At 42.0% G+C, this 21,397-nt stretch carries 22 protein-coding genes and 1 pseudogene; 12 read left to right on the forward strand and 11 right to left on the reverse strand.

Features of this window, described 5'->3' with window-relative positions:
* Window positions 1–70: 70 nt before the first annotated feature.
* Window positions 71–991, reverse strand: a complete 921-nt coding sequence (locus V7L05_RS32615; protein ID WP_335170449.1) for a PDDEXK nuclease domain-containing protein — start codon at window positions 989–991, stop codon at window positions 71–73.
* 413 nt (window positions 992–1,404) lie between these two features.
* Between V7L05_RS32615 and V7L05_RS32620 the strand changes: the two genes are divergently transcribed.
* On the forward strand, window positions 1,405–1,602 hold the full coding sequence (locus V7L05_RS32620) for a hypothetical protein (protein ID WP_335170423.1): 198 nt from the start codon (window positions 1,405–1,407) through the stop codon (window positions 1,600–1,602).
* A 116-nt stretch (window positions 1,603–1,718) separates the two neighbouring features.
* Here the strand turns inward: V7L05_RS32620 and V7L05_RS32625 are convergent, their stop codons facing one another.
* Window positions 1,719–2,219 carry an acyl-CoA thioesterase gene (locus V7L05_RS32625; protein ID WP_335170424.1) on the reverse strand — a complete coding sequence of 167 codons (501 nt, stop codon included), beginning with the start codon at window positions 2,217–2,219 and terminating at the stop codon, window positions 1,719–1,721.
* A gap of 763 nt (window positions 2,220–2,982) precedes the next feature.
* On the reverse strand, window positions 2,983–3,327 hold the full coding sequence (locus tag V7L05_RS32630; protein ID WP_334824374.1) for a DUF1815 family protein: 345 nt from the start codon (window positions 3,325–3,327) through the stop codon (window positions 2,983–2,985).
* A gap of 602 nt (window positions 3,328–3,929) precedes the next feature.
* On the opposite strand from V7L05_RS32630, the gene V7L05_RS32635 reads away from it, so the two are divergent.
* From V7L05_RS32635 to V7L05_RS32645, 3 genes and pseudogenes are all read left to right on the forward strand, one after another.
* The gene (locus tag V7L05_RS32635; protein WP_335170426.1) at window positions 3,930–4,211 is read left to right on the forward strand and encodes a hypothetical protein; all 282 of its coding nucleotides are present in this window, start codon (window positions 3,930–3,932) and stop codon (window positions 4,209–4,211) included.
* Window positions 4,212–4,221: 10 nt separating this feature from the next.
* Window positions 4,222–4,515, forward strand: a complete 294-nt coding sequence (locus tag V7L05_RS32640; protein ID WP_335170427.1) for a hypothetical protein — start codon at window positions 4,222–4,224, stop codon at window positions 4,513–4,515.
* A 319-nt stretch (window positions 4,516–4,834) separates the two neighbouring features.
* Window positions 4,835–5,068, forward strand: a pseudogene (locus V7L05_RS32645) (Uma2 family endonuclease); the annotation flags it as partial.
* Here the strand turns inward: V7L05_RS32645 and V7L05_RS32650 are convergent.
* The 5 genes from V7L05_RS32650 to V7L05_RS32670 form a co-directional block, all read right to left on the reverse strand.
* Complete coding sequence (locus V7L05_RS32650) at window positions 5,068–5,343, reverse strand: hypothetical protein (protein ID WP_335170428.1); 276 nt, start codon at window positions 5,341–5,343, stop codon at window positions 5,068–5,070. The pseudogene V7L05_RS32645 and the gene V7L05_RS32650 sit on opposite strands and share 1 nt — an antisense overlap.
* Window positions 5,344–5,646: 303 nt before the next feature.
* Window positions 5,647–6,681: a chlorophyll a/b binding light-harvesting protein gene (locus tag V7L05_RS32655; protein WP_335170429.1), complete on the reverse strand. Its 1,035-nt coding sequence runs from the start codon at window positions 6,679–6,681 to the stop codon at window positions 5,647–5,649.
* A 390-nt stretch (window positions 6,682–7,071) separates the two neighbouring features.
* Window positions 7,072–7,827, reverse strand: coding sequence for an alpha/beta hydrolase (locus tag V7L05_RS32660; RefSeq protein WP_335170430.1), 756 nt, complete (start codon window positions 7,825–7,827; stop codon window positions 7,072–7,074).
* A 67-nt stretch (window positions 7,828–7,894) separates the two neighbouring features.
* The gene (gene fldA / locus V7L05_RS32665; protein ID WP_335170431.1) at window positions 7,895–8,407 is read right to left on the reverse strand and encodes a flavodoxin FldA; all 513 of its coding nucleotides are present in this window, start codon (window positions 8,405–8,407) and stop codon (window positions 7,895–7,897) included.
* Window positions 8,408–8,503: 96 nt separating this feature from the next.
* Window positions 8,504–9,574, reverse strand: coding sequence for a photosystem I reaction center subunit XI (locus V7L05_RS32670; RefSeq protein WP_335170432.1), 1,071 nt, complete (start codon window positions 9,572–9,574; stop codon window positions 8,504–8,506).
* A 204-nt stretch (window positions 9,575–9,778) separates the two neighbouring features.
* Between V7L05_RS32670 and V7L05_RS32675 the strand changes: the two genes are divergently transcribed.
* The 4 genes from V7L05_RS32675 (at window position 9,779) to V7L05_RS32690 (ending at window position 11,215) form a co-directional block, all read left to right on the forward strand.
* Window positions 9,779–10,033, forward strand: coding sequence for a type II toxin-antitoxin system Phd/YefM family antitoxin (locus tag V7L05_RS32675; protein ID WP_335170433.1), 255 nt, complete (start codon window positions 9,779–9,781; stop codon window positions 10,031–10,033).
* 190 nt (window positions 10,034–10,223) lie between these two features.
* Window positions 10,224–10,475 (forward strand): UPF0175 family protein, encoded by a 252-nt coding sequence (locus V7L05_RS32680; protein WP_334787472.1) that lies wholly within the window; start codon window positions 10,224–10,226, stop codon window positions 10,473–10,475.
* A complete protein-coding gene (locus V7L05_RS32685) occupies window positions 10,468–10,953 on the forward strand; it encodes a DUF3368 domain-containing protein (protein ID WP_335170434.1) in 486 nt (161 codons plus the stop codon). Before V7L05_RS32680 ends, V7L05_RS32685 begins: the two co-directional genes overlap by 8 nt.
* Window positions 10,954–10,963: 10 nt before the next feature.
* Window positions 10,964–11,215 carry a Txe/YoeB family addiction module toxin gene (locus V7L05_RS32690; RefSeq protein ID WP_335170450.1) on the forward strand — a complete coding sequence of 84 codons (252 nt, stop codon included), beginning with the start codon at window positions 10,964–10,966 and terminating at the stop codon, window positions 11,213–11,215.
* Window positions 11,216–11,268: 53 nt separating this feature from the next.
* On the opposite strand, the gene V7L05_RS32695 is transcribed toward V7L05_RS32690, so the two are convergent.
* The 3 genes from V7L05_RS32695 to V7L05_RS32705 all read right to left on the reverse strand — a co-directional run bounded on the left by V7L05_RS32695 (window position 11,269) and on the right by V7L05_RS32705 (window position 17,252).
* Complete coding sequence (locus V7L05_RS32695) at window positions 11,269–13,797, reverse strand: mannose-1-phosphate guanyltransferase (protein WP_335170435.1); 2,529 nt, start codon at window positions 13,795–13,797, stop codon at window positions 11,269–11,271.
* A 254-nt stretch (window positions 13,798–14,051) separates the two neighbouring features.
* Window positions 14,052–15,734, reverse strand: a complete 1,683-nt coding sequence (locus V7L05_RS32700; protein ID WP_335170451.1) for a glycosyltransferase family 39 protein — start codon at window positions 15,732–15,734, stop codon at window positions 14,052–14,054.
* A 279-nt stretch (window positions 15,735–16,013) separates the two neighbouring features.
* Window positions 16,014–17,252, reverse strand: coding sequence for a glycosyltransferase (locus V7L05_RS32705; RefSeq protein WP_335170436.1), 1,239 nt, complete (start codon window positions 17,250–17,252; stop codon window positions 16,014–16,016).
* Between the two features lie 339 nt (window positions 17,253–17,591).
* Between V7L05_RS32705 and V7L05_RS32710 the strand changes: the two genes are divergently transcribed.
* From V7L05_RS32710 to V7L05_RS32725, 4 genes are all read left to right on the forward strand, one after another.
* Window positions 17,592–18,068 (forward strand): hypothetical protein, encoded by a 477-nt coding sequence (locus V7L05_RS32710; RefSeq protein ID WP_335170437.1) that lies wholly within the window; start codon window positions 17,592–17,594, stop codon window positions 18,066–18,068.
* A gap of 780 nt (window positions 18,069–18,848) precedes the next feature.
* Window positions 18,849–19,508 carry a DUF1361 domain-containing protein gene (locus tag V7L05_RS32715; protein ID WP_334951256.1) on the forward strand — a complete coding sequence of 220 codons (660 nt, stop codon included), beginning with the start codon at window positions 18,849–18,851 and terminating at the stop codon, window positions 19,506–19,508.
* 226 nt (window positions 19,509–19,734) lie between these two features.
* On the forward strand, window positions 19,735–20,907 hold the full coding sequence (locus tag V7L05_RS32720) for a baeRF6 domain-containing protein (protein ID WP_335170438.1): 1,173 nt from the start codon (window positions 19,735–19,737) through the stop codon (window positions 20,905–20,907).
* 278 nt (window positions 20,908–21,185) lie between these two features.
* Window positions 21,186–21,386 carry a hypothetical protein gene (locus V7L05_RS32725; RefSeq protein ID WP_335170439.1) on the forward strand — a complete coding sequence of 67 codons (201 nt, stop codon included), beginning with the start codon at window positions 21,186–21,188 and terminating at the stop codon, window positions 21,384–21,386.
* Window positions 21,387–21,397: the final 11 nt, after the last annotated feature.

The raw sequence follows: 21,397 nt of genomic DNA on the forward strand, positions 1-21,397 counted from the left end.
TCCCACAAACCCAATAAATGCGTAACCGTAAGGCTTGTCGTTAGACATCGCACTTTCCCATCAACCCCATTTAAAAATCACGTTTTTTTGTCGAACCAAAATCAAACTGTTTCTCAAGCCGATCTTGTTCTTCTTTCAACCATTGTTTAAGAGTTTCTTCTGAAGGAAGTGCTACCATATAACGCGAGACAAATAATTTATTATCAAGTGCTGCTGTCGCATAGTAAACCTCTTCTGCATCTTTTTCAGCACAAAGAAGAATACCCACGGGATAATTTTCATGAGGATATGCAACGTTCTCTCGCAAATAGTTTAGGTAAAAATTCATTTGTCCGGCATAATCATGCTTAAACTTTCCTAACTTTAAATCTATAGCAATCAAGCACTGCAAAGAGCGATGATAAAATAATAAATCAAAAAAATAATGCTCTCCCCCAACTGTAATTCGGAACTGACGGTCAACAAAACAAAAATCTCGACCTAATTCATGCATAAATTCTTGCAAATGATTAATTAAAGCTTCTTCGAGGTCAGATTCCGAATAGCTAGCTCTTTCTTCTAAGTTTAAAAATTCTAAAATATAAGGATCGCGTAAGATTTTTTCTGGGCTATCAATAAGTTGTCCTTCATTTGCCAGCGCTAAAACAGCTTCTTTATCTTTCGATAAGCCTACCCTTTCGTAAAGCATACTATTAATTTGGCGCTTTAATTCCCATGTAGACCAATTACTTTTGATACACTCTAATTCATAAAAAGCTCTTTTGGTAGTATTATCTACTCGTATTAATTCCACCATGTGCGTCCATGAAATTCTGGAGAACAAACTCTGGTAATAATTGTTATCTTGCCAAATGAGAGAAGGGTTTTGTAATTCGCGGGATACAAGGGCTGGGAATAGGTTGTTTGCAGATGTTCTGAATTCGGCAGGCAGTGACTGCCGAATTTGAAGCTGGTTTAATGGTATACTAACTTCCGATAAAATAGCAGAGATACAGCAGAATTCAGAATTAAGGAGTCAGAATTCAGAAGTAAAACAGGCTTTATACCTGACTTTGAGACTTAGCTTGTGTACTTCACCAACCTGAAATCTGCTGTATATCGCGTTTCTACATTATCCTTCCAAAAATATAACTCTTGTATCTTGTGATTATTGATACAGAAATATCAAGAAAAAATATTTTCAGTAATTCTGCCAAATTGCCAAATAAGTCGCCTCTTATCCGAATAATTGTCTGATTTTCAGGTAATATGGCAGTGGCACAGTTAGACAAAAAATCTTAGCTTTAGTATCTATTCCAAATTAGGTCTAATAGCTTTAGCACTAGTAATTTTTACTTCAAATAAAAACTTACCCTTTCGGAATCAACCCACCTCAGACAAGGACAATTATTAAGGAATTAATATATGATTGCTACGCTGATTGTAGCTTGGATCGTCTTCATAATATTGTGGAAGTTGCTGAAAGCAACCGTGAGTAGTGCATTGACTCTTGCCGCAATCCTCGTTTTATTAAATATTGGTTTTGGCGTTACTCCACAAGATATTTGGCATTACGTAACGCAGTTTGCTCAAAATCTGTCGCACATCCCCAGTTATAAGTAAAAATCTATACTTCGCTTTTGTTAATCAAAGCTGAAGTATAAAATATGAAATGATAAAATTTTTAACTTTGACGCCAGTTGCGTCAAAGTTTCTGTGGTGTTTACAGCCTTTGTTGGTCAATTATTATTGAATGCTGAAATCTTGGCTAACGCATCCTTAACACTCGCCGGTAACTGACGCATAATCTTGCCTCTTTCGCGATCTAAAGCTACTAAAGTCACCTTGGCAGTGACGTATAATTGTTGTCCATCAGTTGAGATAATGGCATAATCCCAATTGATTCGGACGCCAGTCACCTCAGCCATGCGGGTTTTTACCACCACTGCCATACCCAATTGAATTGAACGGTGATAGCGCACAGACAGTTCTACAACTGGTAAATCGCAGCCTATCGCCACTAAATCCGCAAATTCAATCCCTATAGATCGCAAACATTCAATTCGTGCTTCTTCCATCCAAGCTAGATAGGAACCGTGCCAGACATTACCTGCATAGTCAGTGTGGTGGGGTTGCACTCTGATCGGATATTCAAACCAATTCCCAAATTCATGACTTGATGGATTGTCAAGGGCGCTGGTTGGTGGTAGTTTTGGTTGGCTAGGTTTTTCTTCTGACATCTTCAATTTTCTCAGCACCGATAAATTTTCCAAATCATTCAATAGCAGCGACGAAAACCCAGCGCTGAATATTTTAGCGGTATGTCTAAGTACGGTAGGGCACACCGGGATTAGCGCTTGGGGAGAGAACGACCTCTAGAAAAAATCTGGTAACAGCTTTAGCTATCTCAGAATCACTGTACCTTAAATGGATGATTATATAATTGTGCTTAGGTGTTGATTGTTCCCACCTCTGCCAGAGGATGACTTTTTCTTTTCTTGTGGCTGATGTATAAATTGAAAGATTTGGTAATGGCGATCGCTGCTGCAAAAATACATAATTAACGAAAACTGCGATCGCATTTTGATGAGATTTTGGGGAAAGAGCAGCGTCTAACTACCCAAACTCGACTTTGGTGTATTTTAACACCTTCCAGCTAAAAGCTCAAAATCCGGCTCGTGAGGTTTTGACACATACAAAAAAATCTGCGATGGGCTAGCCACGAGCCAATCACTTAAAATAATCAAATGGGTAAGAGCGATCGCTAACTAAGCCACCATTATCAATTACCGATATTTAACCTCACATGACTAGAAGTCAGGCGATTCCTACTTCATCGACAAGCGCCTGAAAATTCCCAGGTCTTACCTCATCTCCATAGGCGTTTTGAGCATCTCTAGCACCGACGGCTGCTTTACTTCCATATCTAATCTGACGATCTGCGTAACCAGATGTTAGACAAAGAAATATGGAATCTTTAATTTGCGATCAACCTTTGCAACCTTAATACTTCTTGGCAAGAGTTTTAGAGCCTGTATCAGTTTGCATAGATTGCTTGACAAGACTAGCCAGTTCATCTAATTGGCTAATTGCCTCCGCACCTTCTAGCTTCATTAATTCGCGGTCATCCCGCATTTCCGTCCAAGTAATCCCGTAATCGGATACTAAAAACCGAATCAGGTGGTTATCACCCAAGCTAACCATAAACGATGCACTATTCATTTGGTCGCCACAGGTGTAGCAGGACGCAAGATACCCGCGCCGTTCTAGTACAACCGCCAAGGCTTGCAGGTTCATTACCAAGTCTTGGACGAATTGTCGATGTTGATGTGCTAGTCTCAGAAACACTTTTGTCCTCCAGACACCACAGTTGAGTCTCTTTTATATTTTCTTTAGATTTTCTCATCCACTGTATTGTAAACTATTCATTACAATTAGCAGACAGATGATATTGAGTCATGTAATTGACTACCTTGTTTAGGGTAGTGGATCAGGCTTTTGAGCGCCGTATCAAACTATTCAGTTTGCAAATTCAAAATCTCGGACAGAATTGCTAAATTTAACTATATCTTTATACACTTCTGTCAGGGTAGATTCTTAGAAGAAGCGATCCGCTTTAAGAATAACTTAAATCTACCACAAGTCAACTACAGAAAAGCTACATATTGGGTTTTTATAGGTGGTGTGCAGCCAAATTCACTGCTAGTAGAGGTGATAACGTAGTTTTGCATCGTTATAGTGTCTTTTGCTTAGATGTTTGATCTGTTCTCTTTCTAACGTCGGTTTTGGTATAGACTAGCACTACCCCTTTCAAGGTGTTGTGTAATGGCTTGATTTGTAGTTTGCTCAATGCATAGGTGAAACTCTGTTGGGTGGAGAATAGAAATGTTGCTAGGGCAGGTGTTTGAGCGATTTATAAAAGAAAGTCCAGTTTCCGTAAATAAATTTAGTTGCTCTGTATCCTTTTCTTCTTCGGTCAACTGTTAAAGGCACGTCGTGTAAAAGTTTGTTTAGAGCAGCCTAATCGTGACGGTGACAGGGAAATTTTTATTCTCACTAATTTATCGTCTGAGGTTATAGATGCGCTTTTGATAGCCCAACTCGATCGCAAACGTTGGAAACTCGAAACTTTGTTTCAAGTCCTGACGGAAAACTTCTGCTGCCAGATTAATACATTAGGCACTCCCATTAGCAGATTTATTTACCTTCTCTATCGCTTTAGTCGCCGATAATGTGCTGTCTGTGGTTAAGGCTGCCAATGGGAGTGTTCATGGGACTGACAAGATTGAAACGGAAGTTTCCAGCTACTACTTAGCTGACGAAATTAGGGGTACTTACCGGGGGATGATGATTGCGATTCCCCCTGAAGAATCGGGTATTTTCCCCAACATAACCTTCATGGAATTATCGCAAATTCTCAAACCGGAAGGCAGGTATTGCCAAGCTGAGAGCTTTTCGCCCCCACCCAAGAGGCCCAAAGATTGCTCAACCAAAACGAACTTATCTCTTGAACTTGCCCCATGTCTCAACTGCTAAGATTTTAGCCCAGAAAACACAGAACATTAACACACCTTGAAAAAGCTAAGACTAGGACTTACGCATTGACAGAAGCAATTAAATATGGGTATGGATTTTCAGGCATTCAAGTTTGATTTTTTCACCATTAGGCAGCGATGCCTGCGGCGGGCTGCGCCTACGCTACTGATCTAAAGTGTCATACAGTGACTTGACTTTAGATAGAGTTAGAAAAACTTTTGGTTTAACTATTTCTGATCAAATTGATATAGTTTTGTGGCAGGGTCTAAATCCCGTTACAAATCTTAATTACGAATTACGAATTACGAATTATTTTAATATGCTTGTCAAGTCAACCCTTGCGGAACAAAGAACAGTCTTACACAACGTTAGGTGGGAAAGCTTTGAAGCCTTGCTGACAGATACAGGTGAGCATAGAGGTTCTCGGTTTGCTTACGACTGCGGTATTTTAGAAATTATGACCCCACTTTTTGAACACGAAAATCCTAAAATTCAGTTTGACCGATTTATATTCGCTTTAGCTGAAGAAGTGGGAGTAGAAATTAAAAGTGCTTAATAAAGCTTTCGCCGCCCCTGGTTGCAAGCATTACAGGAAGAAGTTTTAGGCTCAAAATCAATACAAGCGATCGCATCCTCAGAACAAGCTTTTTTTGGGTGTACAGTACATTTGAGGCGGTAGTCGTTGGTGAAATATTCGCAACCAGGGCAAGGAATTTCATGCAGCGTTTTTAAATGAATTATCCCTTTTCTCAAGGTTAACCAGACACTACCAAGAAATAGAATCATTATTGTCCAAGTGCAAAAAGCGCACAAAATCATAGTTAACATTAGTCGTCCTCATAAAAATTCCAAAAAAATGCCCGCAGTCCACTGCTGTTAACCGCAGGCATAGGACTTTATTTAGCTAGCGTTGAGCGAAACTTAATTAACTATTAACTTGACGCGATCGCCAAGAGTGCCAAGAAATAAATTATCCAAATAAACGAACCACAGAGACACAGAGAACACAGAGAGAGGGAAAATAGAGAGGGTTTTTGCGTCAGTTTTGGAATGGTTTTTTATTTGGAAGTCCCTTAACTCTTAACTCCTGTACAGACGCGATTAATCGCGTCTCTCGTAACTCAGCATTTGTTACGATTCGCTACCAATCGTATTTAATGCTTTTTCAATTCGGCTGAAGTCAACGCCAATTGCTCGTAAGGCGTGCCACAGATGACCTTGTAAGAAGAAGAAAGCTAAGAAGAAATGGGCGTTTGCTAACCATGCTCTGGAAGTGTAAGCACCGTTAGCTAACTTAATGCTGTCGGCAAAATAAGGGCTAACTCCGAGTTTTACTTCCAAGGTAGAGCCATAAAATTCCACGGGATAAGCTAATGTATTCACCGCACAAAAGTAAGCTGCAACAAATCCAGCTAAGGCTATACCGCCCAAAGAGTAGGAAAGTATGGCTTCACCGGAGAAAATTAAAAGCTTTTTCGCCCAAGGTAAAGGCTCTATGAGGATATGCCAAATACCGCCGCTAATGAGTAACAAGCCTACATAGATATGACCGCCGACTAAATCTTCTAAGTTGTTAACAGTGGCAAAGTGGGTTTGATAGCCATAAATGACCAAGGGATTGAGAGTGGGGTCGGTGACAACTCGAACATCATGAATTGTTGAGTCGTACAGTCCTCCCCAAAACATTGCTTTTCCTACCAGGAGTAAAGCACCTAATCCTAAGAAAATTAGGTGATGTCCTAAGATAAAACCAAGTTTTTTGGGGTCGTCCCATATAAAGTGAAATTTCCGAGCGCGACCAGTGGCATCTTTTAAGTTTTTTGGAGCTTTGAAGGTGTGGAAAAGCGCCCCTGCGCCAAGCACAGCAGAAGAAATTAAGTGTAAAGCGCCGATAACGAAATAAGGATAAGTATCGACTACCTGACCACCTGCGCCCACACCAAAACCCAAGGTGGCTAAGTGGGGAAGCAAAATCAACCCCTGTTCACCCATAGGTATTTCGGGATTGTAGCGAGAGATTTCAAACCATGTAAATGCCCCGGCCCAGAGCGTCGTCAGCGCTGCTTGTGCCACATGAGCGCCGATAAATAAGCCAGAGAGATTGGCGAAGCGGGCGTTACCAGTCCACCAATCAAATTTGAGGTTGGGATTGCCGTATGTCTGCATGGTTAAGCAATAAGTAGTTGTTGCTAAGAATACTCAATTAATTGCTTCTGATTTCAGCAGTTAAATGTCGCGTGAGTGCTGCCACAGTAGACGTGAAGCTTTTACCTGAACGAGGATAGCTTCTTCCAATTCACCGCAGGTGTTACCGATTGTCGTCAGACATCACTTTTTGCCACATCCTCTACTTGTTGAAGCTAATTACTAATTATTGAGATTACAAATTTAGTTTATTGAAAGTAATTCTTATTTAGCTAGTCTCTTTACAAAATGTAATCATCAAAACTCGAAGAAAAATAGGCAGCGCAAGCGGAGCGATAATAGTAACTATCACCGCTCGAACTATGCAAGCAAATATTAGTTTTTAAGTGTGGGTTCTTCTGCCTTCTGAATTTATGAATATGTAGAAGTGCTGAAAGATAGTGCAGATGTTTCCAGTAGATGCGGATGGTGGTGTTGCCAAAAACTCAAAATCTGTTCCCCAACCTGTTGAGGATAGAAGTAGTGAAAAAAATGATATCCTTGTGGACATTCCCAGAGTTTATCTTCTGGCTTGAACCAATTCAACCAGTCATGCAATGCAGGTGGATTGACTACCGGATCACTCTTGCTACCACATACCATCATTGGCATAGAAACTCCACCCTTGGGTAAATAAACCAACTTAAATAAAGAGTGTTGCGAGGGAGATTGTTCTAAATCTTTATCTAAGGCAACTACTAACTTCTTAGTGGTATGAGGTGGTTGATTTCCAAAAAGACTGCGAACGTTGCTTGCCAAAACTAGCTCACGGCTGATGCTAAAAAGTTGTCGCTGAAAGTAATAGTGAGCGTGCCAAGTGTTGGCGGGTTGAGATGCTACAGCTAGCAGAGTGAGCGATCGCACTTTTTGAGGAAATCGACGGGCATAGCTTAAGGCGATCGCACCACCCACACCATGACCTCCTAAATGCACGGGGCGATCGCGCCATTCTAAAAAATCACATAGCAACTCCACAGCTTGCTCTATGGAACTGCCTTCATCTTTAGTTTGCTGATATTCCCACTGGGCGACGCTTATATACCCAGATAAGTAATCAAGTAATGGTTTATCAAAACGCTGCAAAACAGGACTGGCACTTAACCACAAAACATCAAATGAATCAGACATAAATACCTATAACTTCTAAATTATCAATTTCACTAAAGGCGCACAGCTAGCTGTGCGCCCCAAATCTCTACAAACCAAATTCTTTCTTTAACTGAGCGACCCAAGTTTTAATTCGCTCGTCTGTTAACTCAGATTGACTACCTTCATCAAGTGCCAATCCGACAAACTTGCCATTTCTCAAAGCTCTAGAGTTCTCAAAGTCATACCCTTCAGTTGGCCAGTAGCCAACAGTTTTACCACCTCGCTGAGAAATTTTTTCTTCGATAATTCCAATTGCATCCTGGAAATTATCGGCATAGCCATATTGGTCTCCATCACCAAAATAGGCAACCAGCTTACCCTTAAAATCTATTTCATCTAGATCGGGGAAAAAGCTTTGCCAATCGCTCTGAAGTTGACCTATATCCCAAGTGGGAGAGCCAATAATCAGCAATTCATACTCATCGAAAGTGGTAGTATCCGCCTCGTAAATGGGATGTAATGTTACAACATCACCACCAAACTCATCCCGAATTTTTTCAGCATCAGATTCAGTGTTACCAGTTTGAGTACCGTAAAACAAACCAATTTTTTTGGACATATTGTCACCTGATAAATAGTTTTGCGATCAATCAAAAGGACTTATGCAACAATAGCTATTCGTCCTGTAAATAAACCTCACACAAGTTGATGCAACTTAGAAAAACAAACTGCTATTGGTTAACAGCAGGAAGGCAAACAAAGCTCCTCCGCAGCTACCCACTGTCCAGCCAGCATTAAACTCGCTCCAAGACTTAGCCGTTTTCATGTTTTCCGGTAGCTCCCCTTGAGCAGGTTTGCGTTTTTGAAACGACACACTACCATACAACCACAAGCAAATAGATAAAATCAATACCAGTCCGATTGTGGCAAGTAACCCTGCTTGATTTGCCAACTCCGTATCCCGCAGAGGCCCTAACTTGACAAATGGCCCAATCAAGAAATAGCCATGCGCCATGCCAATTTCCAGCCCCTGTGAAAAAGGAGATAAACCTTGACGGTAAATAGGAAGATTCGCCAAAAACTTCAGGCTGATATCCGAAGCATTTACTGGGGTGTCAAAATTCCCGATTTCCGGCATTCTGGCAGGATTGATAACTCCCTGTTGAAAATCAAGTCCAGCCGCGATGACATGAACTCTCAAGGCGTGCCAGATATGACCAGCTAAAAATACAACCGCCAAAGCAAAGTGACTAGTTGCTAGCCAAGTACGAACCGTAATTACTCCCGATGTAGTAGTACTAAGTCCTAACGGGCCATAGAAAACTGTGGGATAAACGGTATCATTTACTGTGACAAAATAGGCTGCCAACAAACCCATGTAAGCCAGAGCGCCCAGACTATAGGATAGGTAAGCCTCACCAGACCAAAACAATAGCTTTTTCGCCCAAGCAAAAGGCTTGGTGAGAATGTGCCAAAATCCTCCGACAATGCAGAGTATTCCTACCCAAATATGTCCACCGATGACATCTTCTAGGTTATTAACTGCTGCCATCCCCTGTTTGCCAAAAGCACCGGAGAGATAGCCAAAGATGCGACCAGGGTTAATAGTCGGTTCAGTAATTACTCGTACAGATGCTACTGCCGGATCATAAAGACCAGCCCAGAAGACAATTAACCCCGCATGAGCAACGTGAGTGCCCAAAAGCTTACCTGAGAGGCTTGTTAACCGGGCGTTCCCTGCCCACCAGGGAATCGACTCCGGTGTTTGAACAGCCACGCTTGTCATAGCGTTATCTCCTGAAAAAGTTTGCAAATAGCTGAAATATATCGCGAGCTTAATGAATATCTATATCAATAAGCTTGAAGATATCTTATCAGACTTATTAAAAAAAAATTTCATTTATTTAAAGTAAACTTTTGTAAAGTATTTCCAGAAACAAATTCAAGAAAACGTTAGACTTGTACAATAAACAGTACAGGTTTCCGCAGGATGAAAGTTATCTCTTTTAGCGAGGCGAGAAATAGCCTGAAGACAGTTTTAGATCGGGTGACGGAAGATGCCGACTATACGATCATCACCAGACGGGATGCGGATGATGCGGTGGTGATGTCGCTAGAGTTTTTCAATAGTCTGATGGAGACTGTGCATTTACTGAAATCTCCGACAAATGCAGCCCATTTGGAACGTTCTATTGCTCAATTCAAGGAGGGGAAAGTGGTGGAACGAGATTTGCCCAATGACTAGAATGGTGGCAATGCCCATAGAAAGAAAGGCGGTTTTCAGATATTGCTTGGAAGATTCGCCAACAATTTCAGGGTGATATCCGAAGCATTCACTGGGGTATCGAAATTCCCAATTTCCGGCATTCTGGCAGGATTGATAACTGATATTATTAATACAGCGAGAAACCGCGCAGCAATTTAGGACATAAATTATGTCGTCAGTCACGATTAACCTGCCAGAAGAAGTATTTAGCGCCCGTCGCCTGAGTCCAGAAGAATTTGTGCGTGATATGCGCCTTGCTGCTGCTATCTACTGGTATCAAAAGCAGGAAATCTCAATGGAGAAAGCAGCTTCAGTTGCTGGGTTAAACCGCCGAGACTTTCTAGCCGTCCTAGCCCGTGAACAAGTGGATGTCTTTGCTGTTGACTTTGATGATTTGCAGCGCGAGTTAAACCGTGGCTGAACTTCCTGCTATCAACACATCCCCACTAATTTTTTTGACCAAGGGCGGCTTTCTTGATTTGTTACTCCTAATGGGATCATCAATTATTGTTCCTGATGCTGTAGCCGCAGAAATTCAGGCGTATGGGGAAATAGATCTAACAGTAGTGGCGCTCAATAATACTGATTGGTTGGTTGTACAAGAAACACCACCAGTCCCAAATGTGATTCAAAACTGGGATTTAGGTCAAGGTGAGTCAGCCGTACTGACCTGGGGTTATGTAAATCCTGGAACGGAAGTAATTCTAGATGATTTAGCAGCCCGTCGTTGTGCTGCTACTTTGGGAATTCCGCTACGAGGGACATTAGGCATTGTTATTACTGCCAAACAACGAGGCGTAATTCCTGCTGCACGTCCAGTTTTAGAACAATTGCGCCTCTGTGGAATGTATTTATCTGATCGTGTGATCAATCAATCATTGGCATTGGTAGGGGAATAGATTGACTAGAATGCTGGCATGGACGGATGAGGCTTGGGCTGATTATCTTTACTGGCAAGGGCAAGACAAGAAGACACTCAAAAGAATCAATAGACTGATTGAGGAGATGATGCAAATGCCTTTTGAGGGTATAGGTAAGCCAGAACCTCTACGGGAAAATTTAGCTGGATTTTGGTCGCGGCGAACTGATGATACAAATCGTTTAGTTTATGCGGTGGAGGATACCTATCTAACGATTATTTCTTGTCGATACCATTATTAAAATAATTCGTAATTCGTAATTAAAGAATTCAATTACGAATTACGAATTACGAATTACACTTCGGTGGGTTGATATTCTTGTTGTCTTTCGACAAACGTTTGCACACGGCTGCGATAGTTTCTGATAGTCTCATCTACCCAATCGCGATCGTTGCTATTTGCATACAAATGCACCAGTGGTTCGCTGGCATCTGGTAAAACTAACAGCCAACTGTCATCATAGGGTTGACAAACTTTCACCCCATCGATGAGTTCTAGGTTTTGGGCTGGGTGAGTTTCCACCAAGTAACGCATCAAAGCACCCTTGGCTGTCCACGGGCAGCGTACTGTATAAGTTTTGTGAATTACACGGGGCAATTCTGACCGCGCAGCAGCAAGCGATCGCTCCTGTATAGTCAACATCTCAATTATCTTCGCAATGCAGAACATGGAATCAAATCCCGGATGCAGTTGCGGAAAAATAAAACCAGTTTCTCCACTACCTCCGATTACCACATTTGGATTTGTCTGGCAAGCCTCCATTAAGGCTGTAGGATTGGCTTTGGTGCGAATCACCCTACCATCGTGGCGGCGGGCGACTTGTTCAATAGCGCTGGAAGCATGAACTGGCACTACTACTGTTCCTCTGGGGTTAGCCGTCAGAATCATGTCCACCATCAGTGCTGTTAACATTTCTCCCCGAATTGGGAAGCCTGATTCATCAACTAAAATTAGCTGTTCCCCATTCGCCGATACTTGCACGCCAAAGTTAGCTTTCAATGCCTCCACTACATGACCTAACTGAGTCAGTAGTCCTTCGCGGTCGGTGATTGACATCGCCGTTTTATTGACACTGGCATTCAGCACCACTGCATCAGCGCCAAATTTATCTAACATTTGGGGTAAAACTGCCCCCGATACGGCATAAACATAGTCAATCACCACTTTTGCGCGACTATTGCGGAGTGTATGAACATGCAACAGTTTCTCAAAAGCAGTGCAGTAACGGTCAATTACTTGGCTAGGGTAAGATACATCGCCAATTTCATGAATTAGCGCCCGCCGCATATCTTCCTTAAAGTAAGCCCCTTCAATTTTCTTTTCCAGGGCTTTGGAAATATTAATACCCTTAGCATCCATGAATTCAATCAGAATGTAGTCGGGGCGATCGGGATGTACCCGCACATGGATACCACCAGCTACCGACATTGTGGGTATAACCGTGCGGGCAATGGGGATAGCTGTAGCATCGAGGTTTTGAATATCAACACCTACTGACATTAAACCAGCAATCAGCGATCGCGTCACCATCCGAGAGACATTACGCTGGTCACGGGAAACCGTTACCTTAGAACCAGGTTTCAAAGTAGAACCGTAAGCAGCTCCCAATTTCACGGCGAATTCTGGGGTGATGTCGATATTAGCTAATCCTTGTACACCACGTTGCCCAAATAAATTCCGTTGGGCGGTGTTCCCCCAAATTAAGTTAATGTTTAAAATCGCCCCTGACTCAATCTTTTTACTCGGCCAAACGCGCACACCAGGGCTAATTTGGGCTTCTTCTCCCACCGTGGAAAGCGAACCTACAACAGCAGCTTCTAATACTTGAGCGCGGCGGTCTACACGAGTGCCACGGGAAATCACACAGGCCGAAAGATGTGCTTCCTCGCCAATGATTGCCCCATTCCACACTATCGGACGCTTGAGATTCGCATCAGCACCAATAGTGACATTATCCCCAATTACGGTTCCTGCCTCAATCTGTACTCTTGCCCCGATGCGGCAATTGTCACCAATCACTGCTGGGGCTTCAATAACAGCCGTCTGGTCGATATAAGTATTTTGGCCTACCCATAAGTTAGGGGAAACTTCTTTGTAGGCACAATCCAGTTGCACTTTTCGATCTAAAGCGTCATACTGAGCCTCGCGGTAGGCATCTAAGTGACCAACATCACACCAGTAACCTTGAGCAATGTAACCATACATTGGTTCTTCTTTTGCTAGTAGTAAGGGGAATAAGTCTTTGGAAAAGTCGGATTCAGTGTTTACTGGCAGATATTCCAAAACTTCTGGTTCAAGAATGTAAGTGCCAGTATTGACGGTATCAGAAAAAATTTCACTACTAGAAGGTTTTTCTAAAAATCGCCCAATCCCTCCTTCTTTATCGGTAATCACCACCCCAAATTCAATCGGGTTAGGAACCCTAGTCAAAATCAAGGTAGCTTTTGACTTCTTTTGTTTGTGAAATGCGATCGCTGCCGTCAGGTCAAAATCTGTGATGCTATCGCCGCTAATCACTAAAAAAGTTTCATCAAGAAGTTCGGCAATGTTTTTCACACAGCCTGCTGTACCTAAAGGCTGATCTTCTTCAACCGCATAGGTCATCTGGACGCCAAAATCGCTGCCATCTAGAAAGTAGTCTCGCAAGACATCAGGTAAATAATGCAATGTCGCAATAACTTCTGTAATTTGATGTCGTTTGAGGAGATTGATAATATGTTCGGCAATTGGTCGATTTAGAATCGGCACCATCGGTTTGGGGAGATCGCAAGTTAACGGGCGAAGCCGCGTTCCCGAACCGCCTGCCATCAGTACTGCACGCATAAATAAATCCTCCTTAACTATTTACAGCCTTCGCTGCTTTAAAATTTGTCAGATATATTTTGTTTTTCTTTCTCTAGTCTCCTATGGATATCGATATTTGAGGAACTTCCATAAGATGCATATAGATTGGGGCATTGGGCATGGGGCAATTCAATTTTGGATTTTAGATTTTGGATTAAATTTCAATCTAAAATCCAAAATCTAAAATCTAAAATTCTCACTCCCCCTCATCCCCCCACTCCCCACTCCCCCACTTATTGACAATGATAAAGTTCATATTCGTAGCCGTTCACCCTTGGCAAAGATTGAGTATCAGACATAACGCATGTTTTGACTGTTTCTGCTACAGGGGCGTGAAAGTTTACCAGCCACAAATCAAAAGGTCGTGGTAATTTATTTAAAGTATTTTCTAGAGCAATGGTGGAAGTATTCGGGTTTTGGTCTTGATGGGCAAGGAGAAACAGAGGATTTATGGGTGAATTTGCAAGTTTAAACTCCCTAGCAACTCCCATCATTTCCCCAATGTGTACATGAGTTTTCTGAGTAGTAGCAATCAGTACTGGTACTGGGGATATTTGTTGAATTAGTTGCACAAACAGGTCAGGGCGATAATATTTTTGATAGCCGAGATTGCAGAATACTGTAACTGCACTGACAAATCCCATTAACCAAATTAACATCACGGCTTTTTTTCCGTTTATTCCCCATTTGCCTGTCTCTTTTATCCCTTGTTCTTTTCCGATCAATTCCTTGGGAGGATGCCAACAAACGGCGAGACTTGCCCCTACTAAAACAATCACGGCAGGAAAATAAACAAAGTTATAGCGGGCACCTCTGGTCAGATCGATTCCCAAAAAGTACGTAAAGATAAAGAATAAAGCGATCGCACTGATAGCTACTCCCGCAAGCACCTGAATCATCATCCGGCTTTCTGGATACTGTAATTGAATCTTGATCCCACTTACCAGAATTGGTACTGCCCAAATAAAGAAAATCAGCATCACCAGTCCAGAAAGAATCATTACCAATAGCTGTGGAGATTCAACTGGCAGGAGGGAAATCATTGTAATCCATGTGCCTAAAGCTTGAAAAATTGGGCTGAACCAATCTAGTCCGACGCGCGAACCTTGAATCCACTCGGTCAAATTACTCCGATTTCTATTCTCTAAAAAGATTGGTAGCCAAATTAAAGCCGCCACAAAAGTACCTGTGGCAACGGCATAAATGCGCCGCCAGGGAGAAGAGAAGAACAGAGAAAATTTGCTGCTAGTCTGCAATTGAAGCCAAGCCAGAAAAATCAAAACTACAGCTTCTGTGCAGAGGGTGAGGGTGAAGAAGTAATGAGTAGCAACACCTAAAGCATTAATTTCTACCCATAAAAGTGCTATCCATATAGGTAAAGGTGTGCGGTTTTGAATATGACGTGTGGCAATTACTAAGCAGGTGAGGGAAGCAGTTACCCATAAAGCTGCCAAACTGTAATGACGCGCTTCTTGTGCTAAAAATATGCCGTAGGGTGATACTGCCATCATCGCAGCAGCCAAGTGTCCCACTAATGGGGAACGAAACGCGACCCTACCTAATACGTAAGCACACGGTATGGAAGCAGCACCGATTAAAGCTGGTAGCGATCGCGCCGCAAACAGCGATACTAATCCTCCGTCGCTCTTAAATAATTTCATCCACAAGTAAGCCAGCACAAAATACAGTGGGGGATGGGTATCTTGGGTAACTAAGTTATGAATCACATCACCAATACTAGCTGCTGGGTTTGGTTGCAGTGGTTGCAATAAAATATCAGGTGCGATCGCTTGATCTAGGGGTACTGATAAAAAATTATTCCCTAAGCTAAACACCAAGGTGGAAAACTCATCAGTCCAAGGAGGCTTTGCAGTCAAGTTAGCTAGGCGCAAGCCAATGCCGATCAGCAACCACATTAAGTTCAGCAAGAGGTGAACCCAAAAAGGAGGGAGACGAGCCTGCCAATTATGCCAATGCTTGTGTTCTGAGCCAAAGTTTGCATCTGCCAAAGGCAGAAAATGGGTAGCATAGACTGGTAACAACGAGATAATTTTTCTGTAAAAAGAGAATGCACCTGGGAAAAAAACTCTCATTGGGACGCCTCACACGAATGGATTTCTAGATTTGACGTTTGAGATTTAAGTTCGTTCTAAAATCTAAAAACAAAAATCAAAATCTCAAATCCCTCGTTGTGACTATTTAACATCGGTGACGCGCCAGCTAAGTTTCAAATTAATCCAGAAATTCCAGATTGTAGCAACTGCGATCGCCATCAACTTAGCTAAATACTCATTTATCCCCAAGACATTATAGAGAAAGTTAATTATTAGAGCTTGTAATATAACTCCTGCCAAACAGATCGCACTGAACTTCAAGAATCGCTTGAAACGTTGATGCGGATCGCGTTGCTTCTGAGAAATATCACCAAAAGTCCATAAATCATTCCATAGGAAATTATTTATGATTGCCACTCCGGCCGAAAGAATCGTACTGCGAGTTAAACCTAAATGAATCACAGTACGCAGCAAGTAAAACACCGTTAAATCCACAAACACACCACTCAAGCCAACTAACCCAAAACGGAGAAATCGACCAATTGGGAAATTGACTTTTCTACTCAATCGTCCCACTCGCCCTGTGGAAAGCCGCAACCGCACTAAGTGGTGGATGTAATCTATATATTGCTTCCATGTAACTTTACTCTCGCCTTCTTTGCGTTCGCAGAACACATACCCAACTTCGGCAACTTGGTCTACTTTTCCCCGGCCGATTACCTCTAAAAGAATTTTGTATCCGACGGGATTGAGTGTTGCATTGGCGATCGCACTCCGGCGCACCATAAAATAACCACTCATGGGATCGGAAACTCTGCCCAGTACCCCCGGTAAAATCACCAAGCCTAACAACTGAGCGCCACGAGACAAGAAACGCCTGACAACACTCCAGCTACTGACACCGCCTCCTTCGACATGACGGCTGGCTACTGCCAAATCTGCTCCCTGCTCAACACTACGCAACAATTGCATCAGCACCTCTGGTGGATGCTGCAAATCTCCATCAATCACCCCCAAAATACTCCCCGTCGCTGCTTGCCACCCACGAATCACTGCTGAAGACAGCCCCCGTTCCTGTTGGCGTCGCATCACCCGCAACTGGGGGTATTCTGGCGTCAAGGATTCTGCTATTTCCCAAGTTCGGTCTGGGCTATCATCGTCTACCACAATCAGTTCATAGTTTCCTGGAATAGATTCATCCAGTAACTGACTCAATATGCTGACCACATTCTGGATGTTGTCACGCTCTTTATAAGTAGGAATTACTAAAGAAAGATCGATAGATTCACCACTTATACCCACATGCTTAGGCGGCAACTCGGAAATCTTTAGTGGGCCAGTTGGTACTGTTAACAGTGAGCTGGATGAGTTTGTCTTCATAATTTCATATTACAGAACAACGATGGTAAAGGCTGGAGGAAATAGAGCCGAACATCTGGTGGCTTTATTGACTGAACCTGCTTACTCAAAGCTTTATGAATACTTTTGTTACAGTAACTGTTTTGAAAAGTTTAGTAATTCCCGCACCTCAATCCCAAATATTTTTCTAAACTTTATCTAAACTTTAAATTTAGCCACTTGTTTTTATGGCAATACTTAAGTAAGTGTAAGTTTTTATAATCATGTGACTATGCCAATACTGAGAGTTTGTAGTGGGTTCATAACTTAAGCTGTGATATTGGATACTATATTCTTGGTTTTATTGTTGTTGGGGTGTTAATGTCTGTTTTACATAAATATACCGTTATTGCTCCTGTGAGCCTGAGCATTGCTTTGTTCATTACTAGTTGCAGCGAAAATAAAGTCTCCCAGTGCCAGCGACTGATTCGAGTTGTGAATGCTGGAACTTCTTTGATTGATAAAAATAAAGGAACGCAAGTGATCACCAGCATACAGCTGTCTAAAGATTTGGAATTTGTGACTAAATCGATTCGGGAACTGAAGTTAACAGACCCCAAGTTGAAAGAATTTCAAAGCAGTTTTGTCAAAATTTTTCAGAATCTCAGTCAAGCGATCGCTAAAGCAGGTAGGGCGCTTGGTGCTACCAAGACAGCAGAAGCCTCGGCATCTGGTAGAGAAAAAATCCAAAAGGCTAGAGCCGAAATTGACTCAGCACTGACAACAGCTACAACTATTGGCAAGCAGTCGGATACGTTCATGAATGAAATGAATAAATATTGTAGCCAGCCAGAATAATCTAATTTGGGCATGGGGCATGGGGCATGGGGCATGGGGCAAAACAGTTCCGAGTAAAGAAGTGAGATTCCCCACTCCCCAATCTTATTCAAGCTACTTGTTCACAGGATTCTGCTAAGAGTTCTACAATACCACTTCACCCAAACAAGCGATCGCCCCCCGTAGTCGAGTGCTTCTGGAACTCTAGCAGGGCAAAATAAAATCAATATAATAGCTAGGACAGGGGCAACATTCCCATAAAAAAAGTCCACAAGAAGTTATTCAACGGCGTTTTATGTCACTCATATTTTCTTTGTGTGGTAGATTTTACCCTGATGATTTTCTGGCTATACTAGTGATTTAAGTCGATTGGTTGATAAATTTCATCCCCCAGTATGAAAGACATAAAAACTGTAAATTTCAGAGATATATCAGTGTACATTTGCTTTTAAGTGACACAAAAGCCTTGTCTGGTCTTGGAGTAATTGAAGAAGAATGCAGAATCCAGAATCCAGAATTCAGTAATCTTTCAGTCGGGGATTCAGACCCCCGACTGAATTGTTGCACCACCAAATTTTCAATTTGGTGGGGATCTTAAACCCGATTATTCATCCGCCAGCGATGCACTGAGCCGGTCGTTGTGTCGCACAGAATACCCAACTGAATTCTGACTCCTGACTCCTGAATTCTGTTCGATAAATTTCCTTGGGGATACAAAAATTTTATCAGTCAATCACTGAGGTTAACACTAACACTACAGAGTGAATCTAGATCAATCAAACGTCTTCTGAGTTAGCACCTATGAAAGAAGAATTGATAGCCAGAGTTGTACAGGTCTTGCGAATTAATATGAGTTGGATGACTTGGAATTTGTTTCTGGCTTTTATACCTTTGGCTTTGAGTGTGTGGCTATTTCGCATGAGGCGCGGTGGCACTTGGCTTTGGTGGCTAGGATTCGTAGTTTTCTATGCTTTCTTACCGAATGCACCATATTTGTTGACTGATGTCATTCACCTAATAGACGATATCCGCAGAATTCAATCGGTGTGGATGATTACTTTAGTACTAATTCCTGTGTATTTACTAGTAATTCTCGGTGGATTTGAAGCTTACGTAATATCGTTAATAAATTGGGGTCACTACTTACATCGCATCGGCAAAAGTGAATGGATTTGGCGAGTTGAATTGATTACCCACGCTCTTTGTGCTGTAGGTGTTTATTGGGGACGATTTTTGCGTTTCAACAGTTGGGATTTTATTACTCAACCCGATGCCGTACTAACCAAAGGTGTTGAGGAAATTCTCGGTAAACAGCCATTGGTGATTCTTGCGATCAGTTTTGTGATACTTGTCGGGCTGTACTGGATTATGAAACGAGTAACTTTGGGTTTTGTCAGGCAACCAGATAGGAAAATAGGGATAAACTCAGGACGCGCAAACTCTAACACGCCAAACATTTGATGAACGTGGCGATTTCGGCTTTGAAATTTTGGGTTTTAATTACTAATTCCCAGGATGAATATTACCTGTCAAAAGAAAGATGCAACTAAACCAATTTTGAGATACAAATTCAGAAGCAAACGGTTGAACTTCAACCGCCACCATCTGAGAATAACGTCCTATCAGATCATTGAATATTGATGGTCTGGTCTGATGTATCTGGTCACGTTGATAGGAGGGATATGATATGCAATTAATCTCTAGAGAGGAAATAAAGACATTAATAGAACAGCCAAAAGGAAATTGTGTTTCAATTTATATGCCAACGCACCCAGCCGGGCCAGAAGTGCGACAAAACCCAATTCGCTTTAAAAATTTGGTCAAGGAAGCTGAGACTCGTTTAATTGATGGGGGTTTAGAACAGAAAGATGCGATCGCATTATTGGAAAAATCTCAGGAAATTGATACCCAAGTGTTTTGGGAGGAAATGGGAGAGCAAGGGCTGGCGATTTTTATTTCTGAAAATATTTTTCGATATTATACCCTGCCAATTGATTTTCAAGAATTGGTCGTGGTTACAGACCGATTTCACACCAAGCCACTGCTGCCAATTTTAAATGGCGATGGTCGCTTTTATATGCTGGCTTTGAGCCAACAAGATGTCAGATTCTTTGAAGGAACACGCTACAGTGTGAATCAGGTGGAAGTAGAAAATCTCCCTACAAGTCTAGATGAAGCTCTCCAAAAAGATGAGACTGCCAAAGAAGGTCAGTTCCGCCTCGCAACATCAAAAGGAGGAACGTCTAATGCTTTTTCACAGCCGGGTACGTTTCACGGACAGGGAAGCCCTGACAGGGATAAACACCAAGAAGACATACTACAATTCTTTCAGATCATTGACGGGGCATTGCACGAGAAACTGCGATCGCAAAAAGCGCCTTTGGTGCTAGCTGGGGTAGAGTATCTCTTGCCTCTGTATAGACAGGCAAATACTTACCAGCATTTGATGGCTGAAGCTATCACTGGTAATCCAGAAATTTTCAGCGCCCAAGAGTTACATAACCAAGCTTGGCCGATTGTCGAGGCTGATTTCCAAAAGTCACAGCAAGGGGTTTTGGAACAATTTCACGAATTGTTTGGTGGTAATACTGGGAAGGCATCTAACAAGCTTGAAGAAATTGTCTGTGCGGCTTATTACCAACGAGTGGATTCATTACTAGTTGCAGTTGGTCAGCAACAGTGGGGTTTATTCGATTCAACCTCAGAAACGGTTTATTTACACCCAGAAAAAGAAACTGGTGATGAGGATTTGTTGGATTTTGTTGCTGCTCATACTTTATTAAACGGTGGTACGGTTTACGCTATTCCCTTTGAACAGATTCCATATAGCACAGCAGTTGCGGCAATTTACCGATATTGAACATTTTGATGGTGTTGTATAAAGTTCATTGTGCTATATACAACACCAACGACGATTGTTATTCGCTCCTTTATCAATCAATATCACAGAACTGCAAATCTTTGGTTTAGCAAAAGAAGAGTTCCAAGGTCAAACGCTGCACGAAACTGTTCTCCCTGAGATTTACGATCTGATAGAACCAGTTTACCGTAGTACCTTACAGGGTACTCCAATGTGTATTTAAATCCCTTATATCAGTACTTGTAGCACCATGCAAAGATAAACTGTTACGCTTTTAGGTGCGTTACCGCGTTCGCGGTAACACACCCTACTGGCGTGACACAGCTAATTTCTTGTATTACCAATGCACAGGTAAGATGCCCATACCACAAGAAAATTTAGCTTTTATACTTGAATTTATTGCAATTATTTTAGTTGTGTTGCACTACTACAGCCTAATCTCTAACTCCGAGCTATATATGCTTGGCATTATTGATTAAGTATATTCTTA

The sequence above is a fragment of the Nostoc sp. genome, assembly GCF_036917755.1.
Taxonomy (GTDB): domain Bacteria; phylum Cyanobacteriota; class Cyanobacteriia; order Cyanobacteriales; family Nostocaceae; genus Nostoc.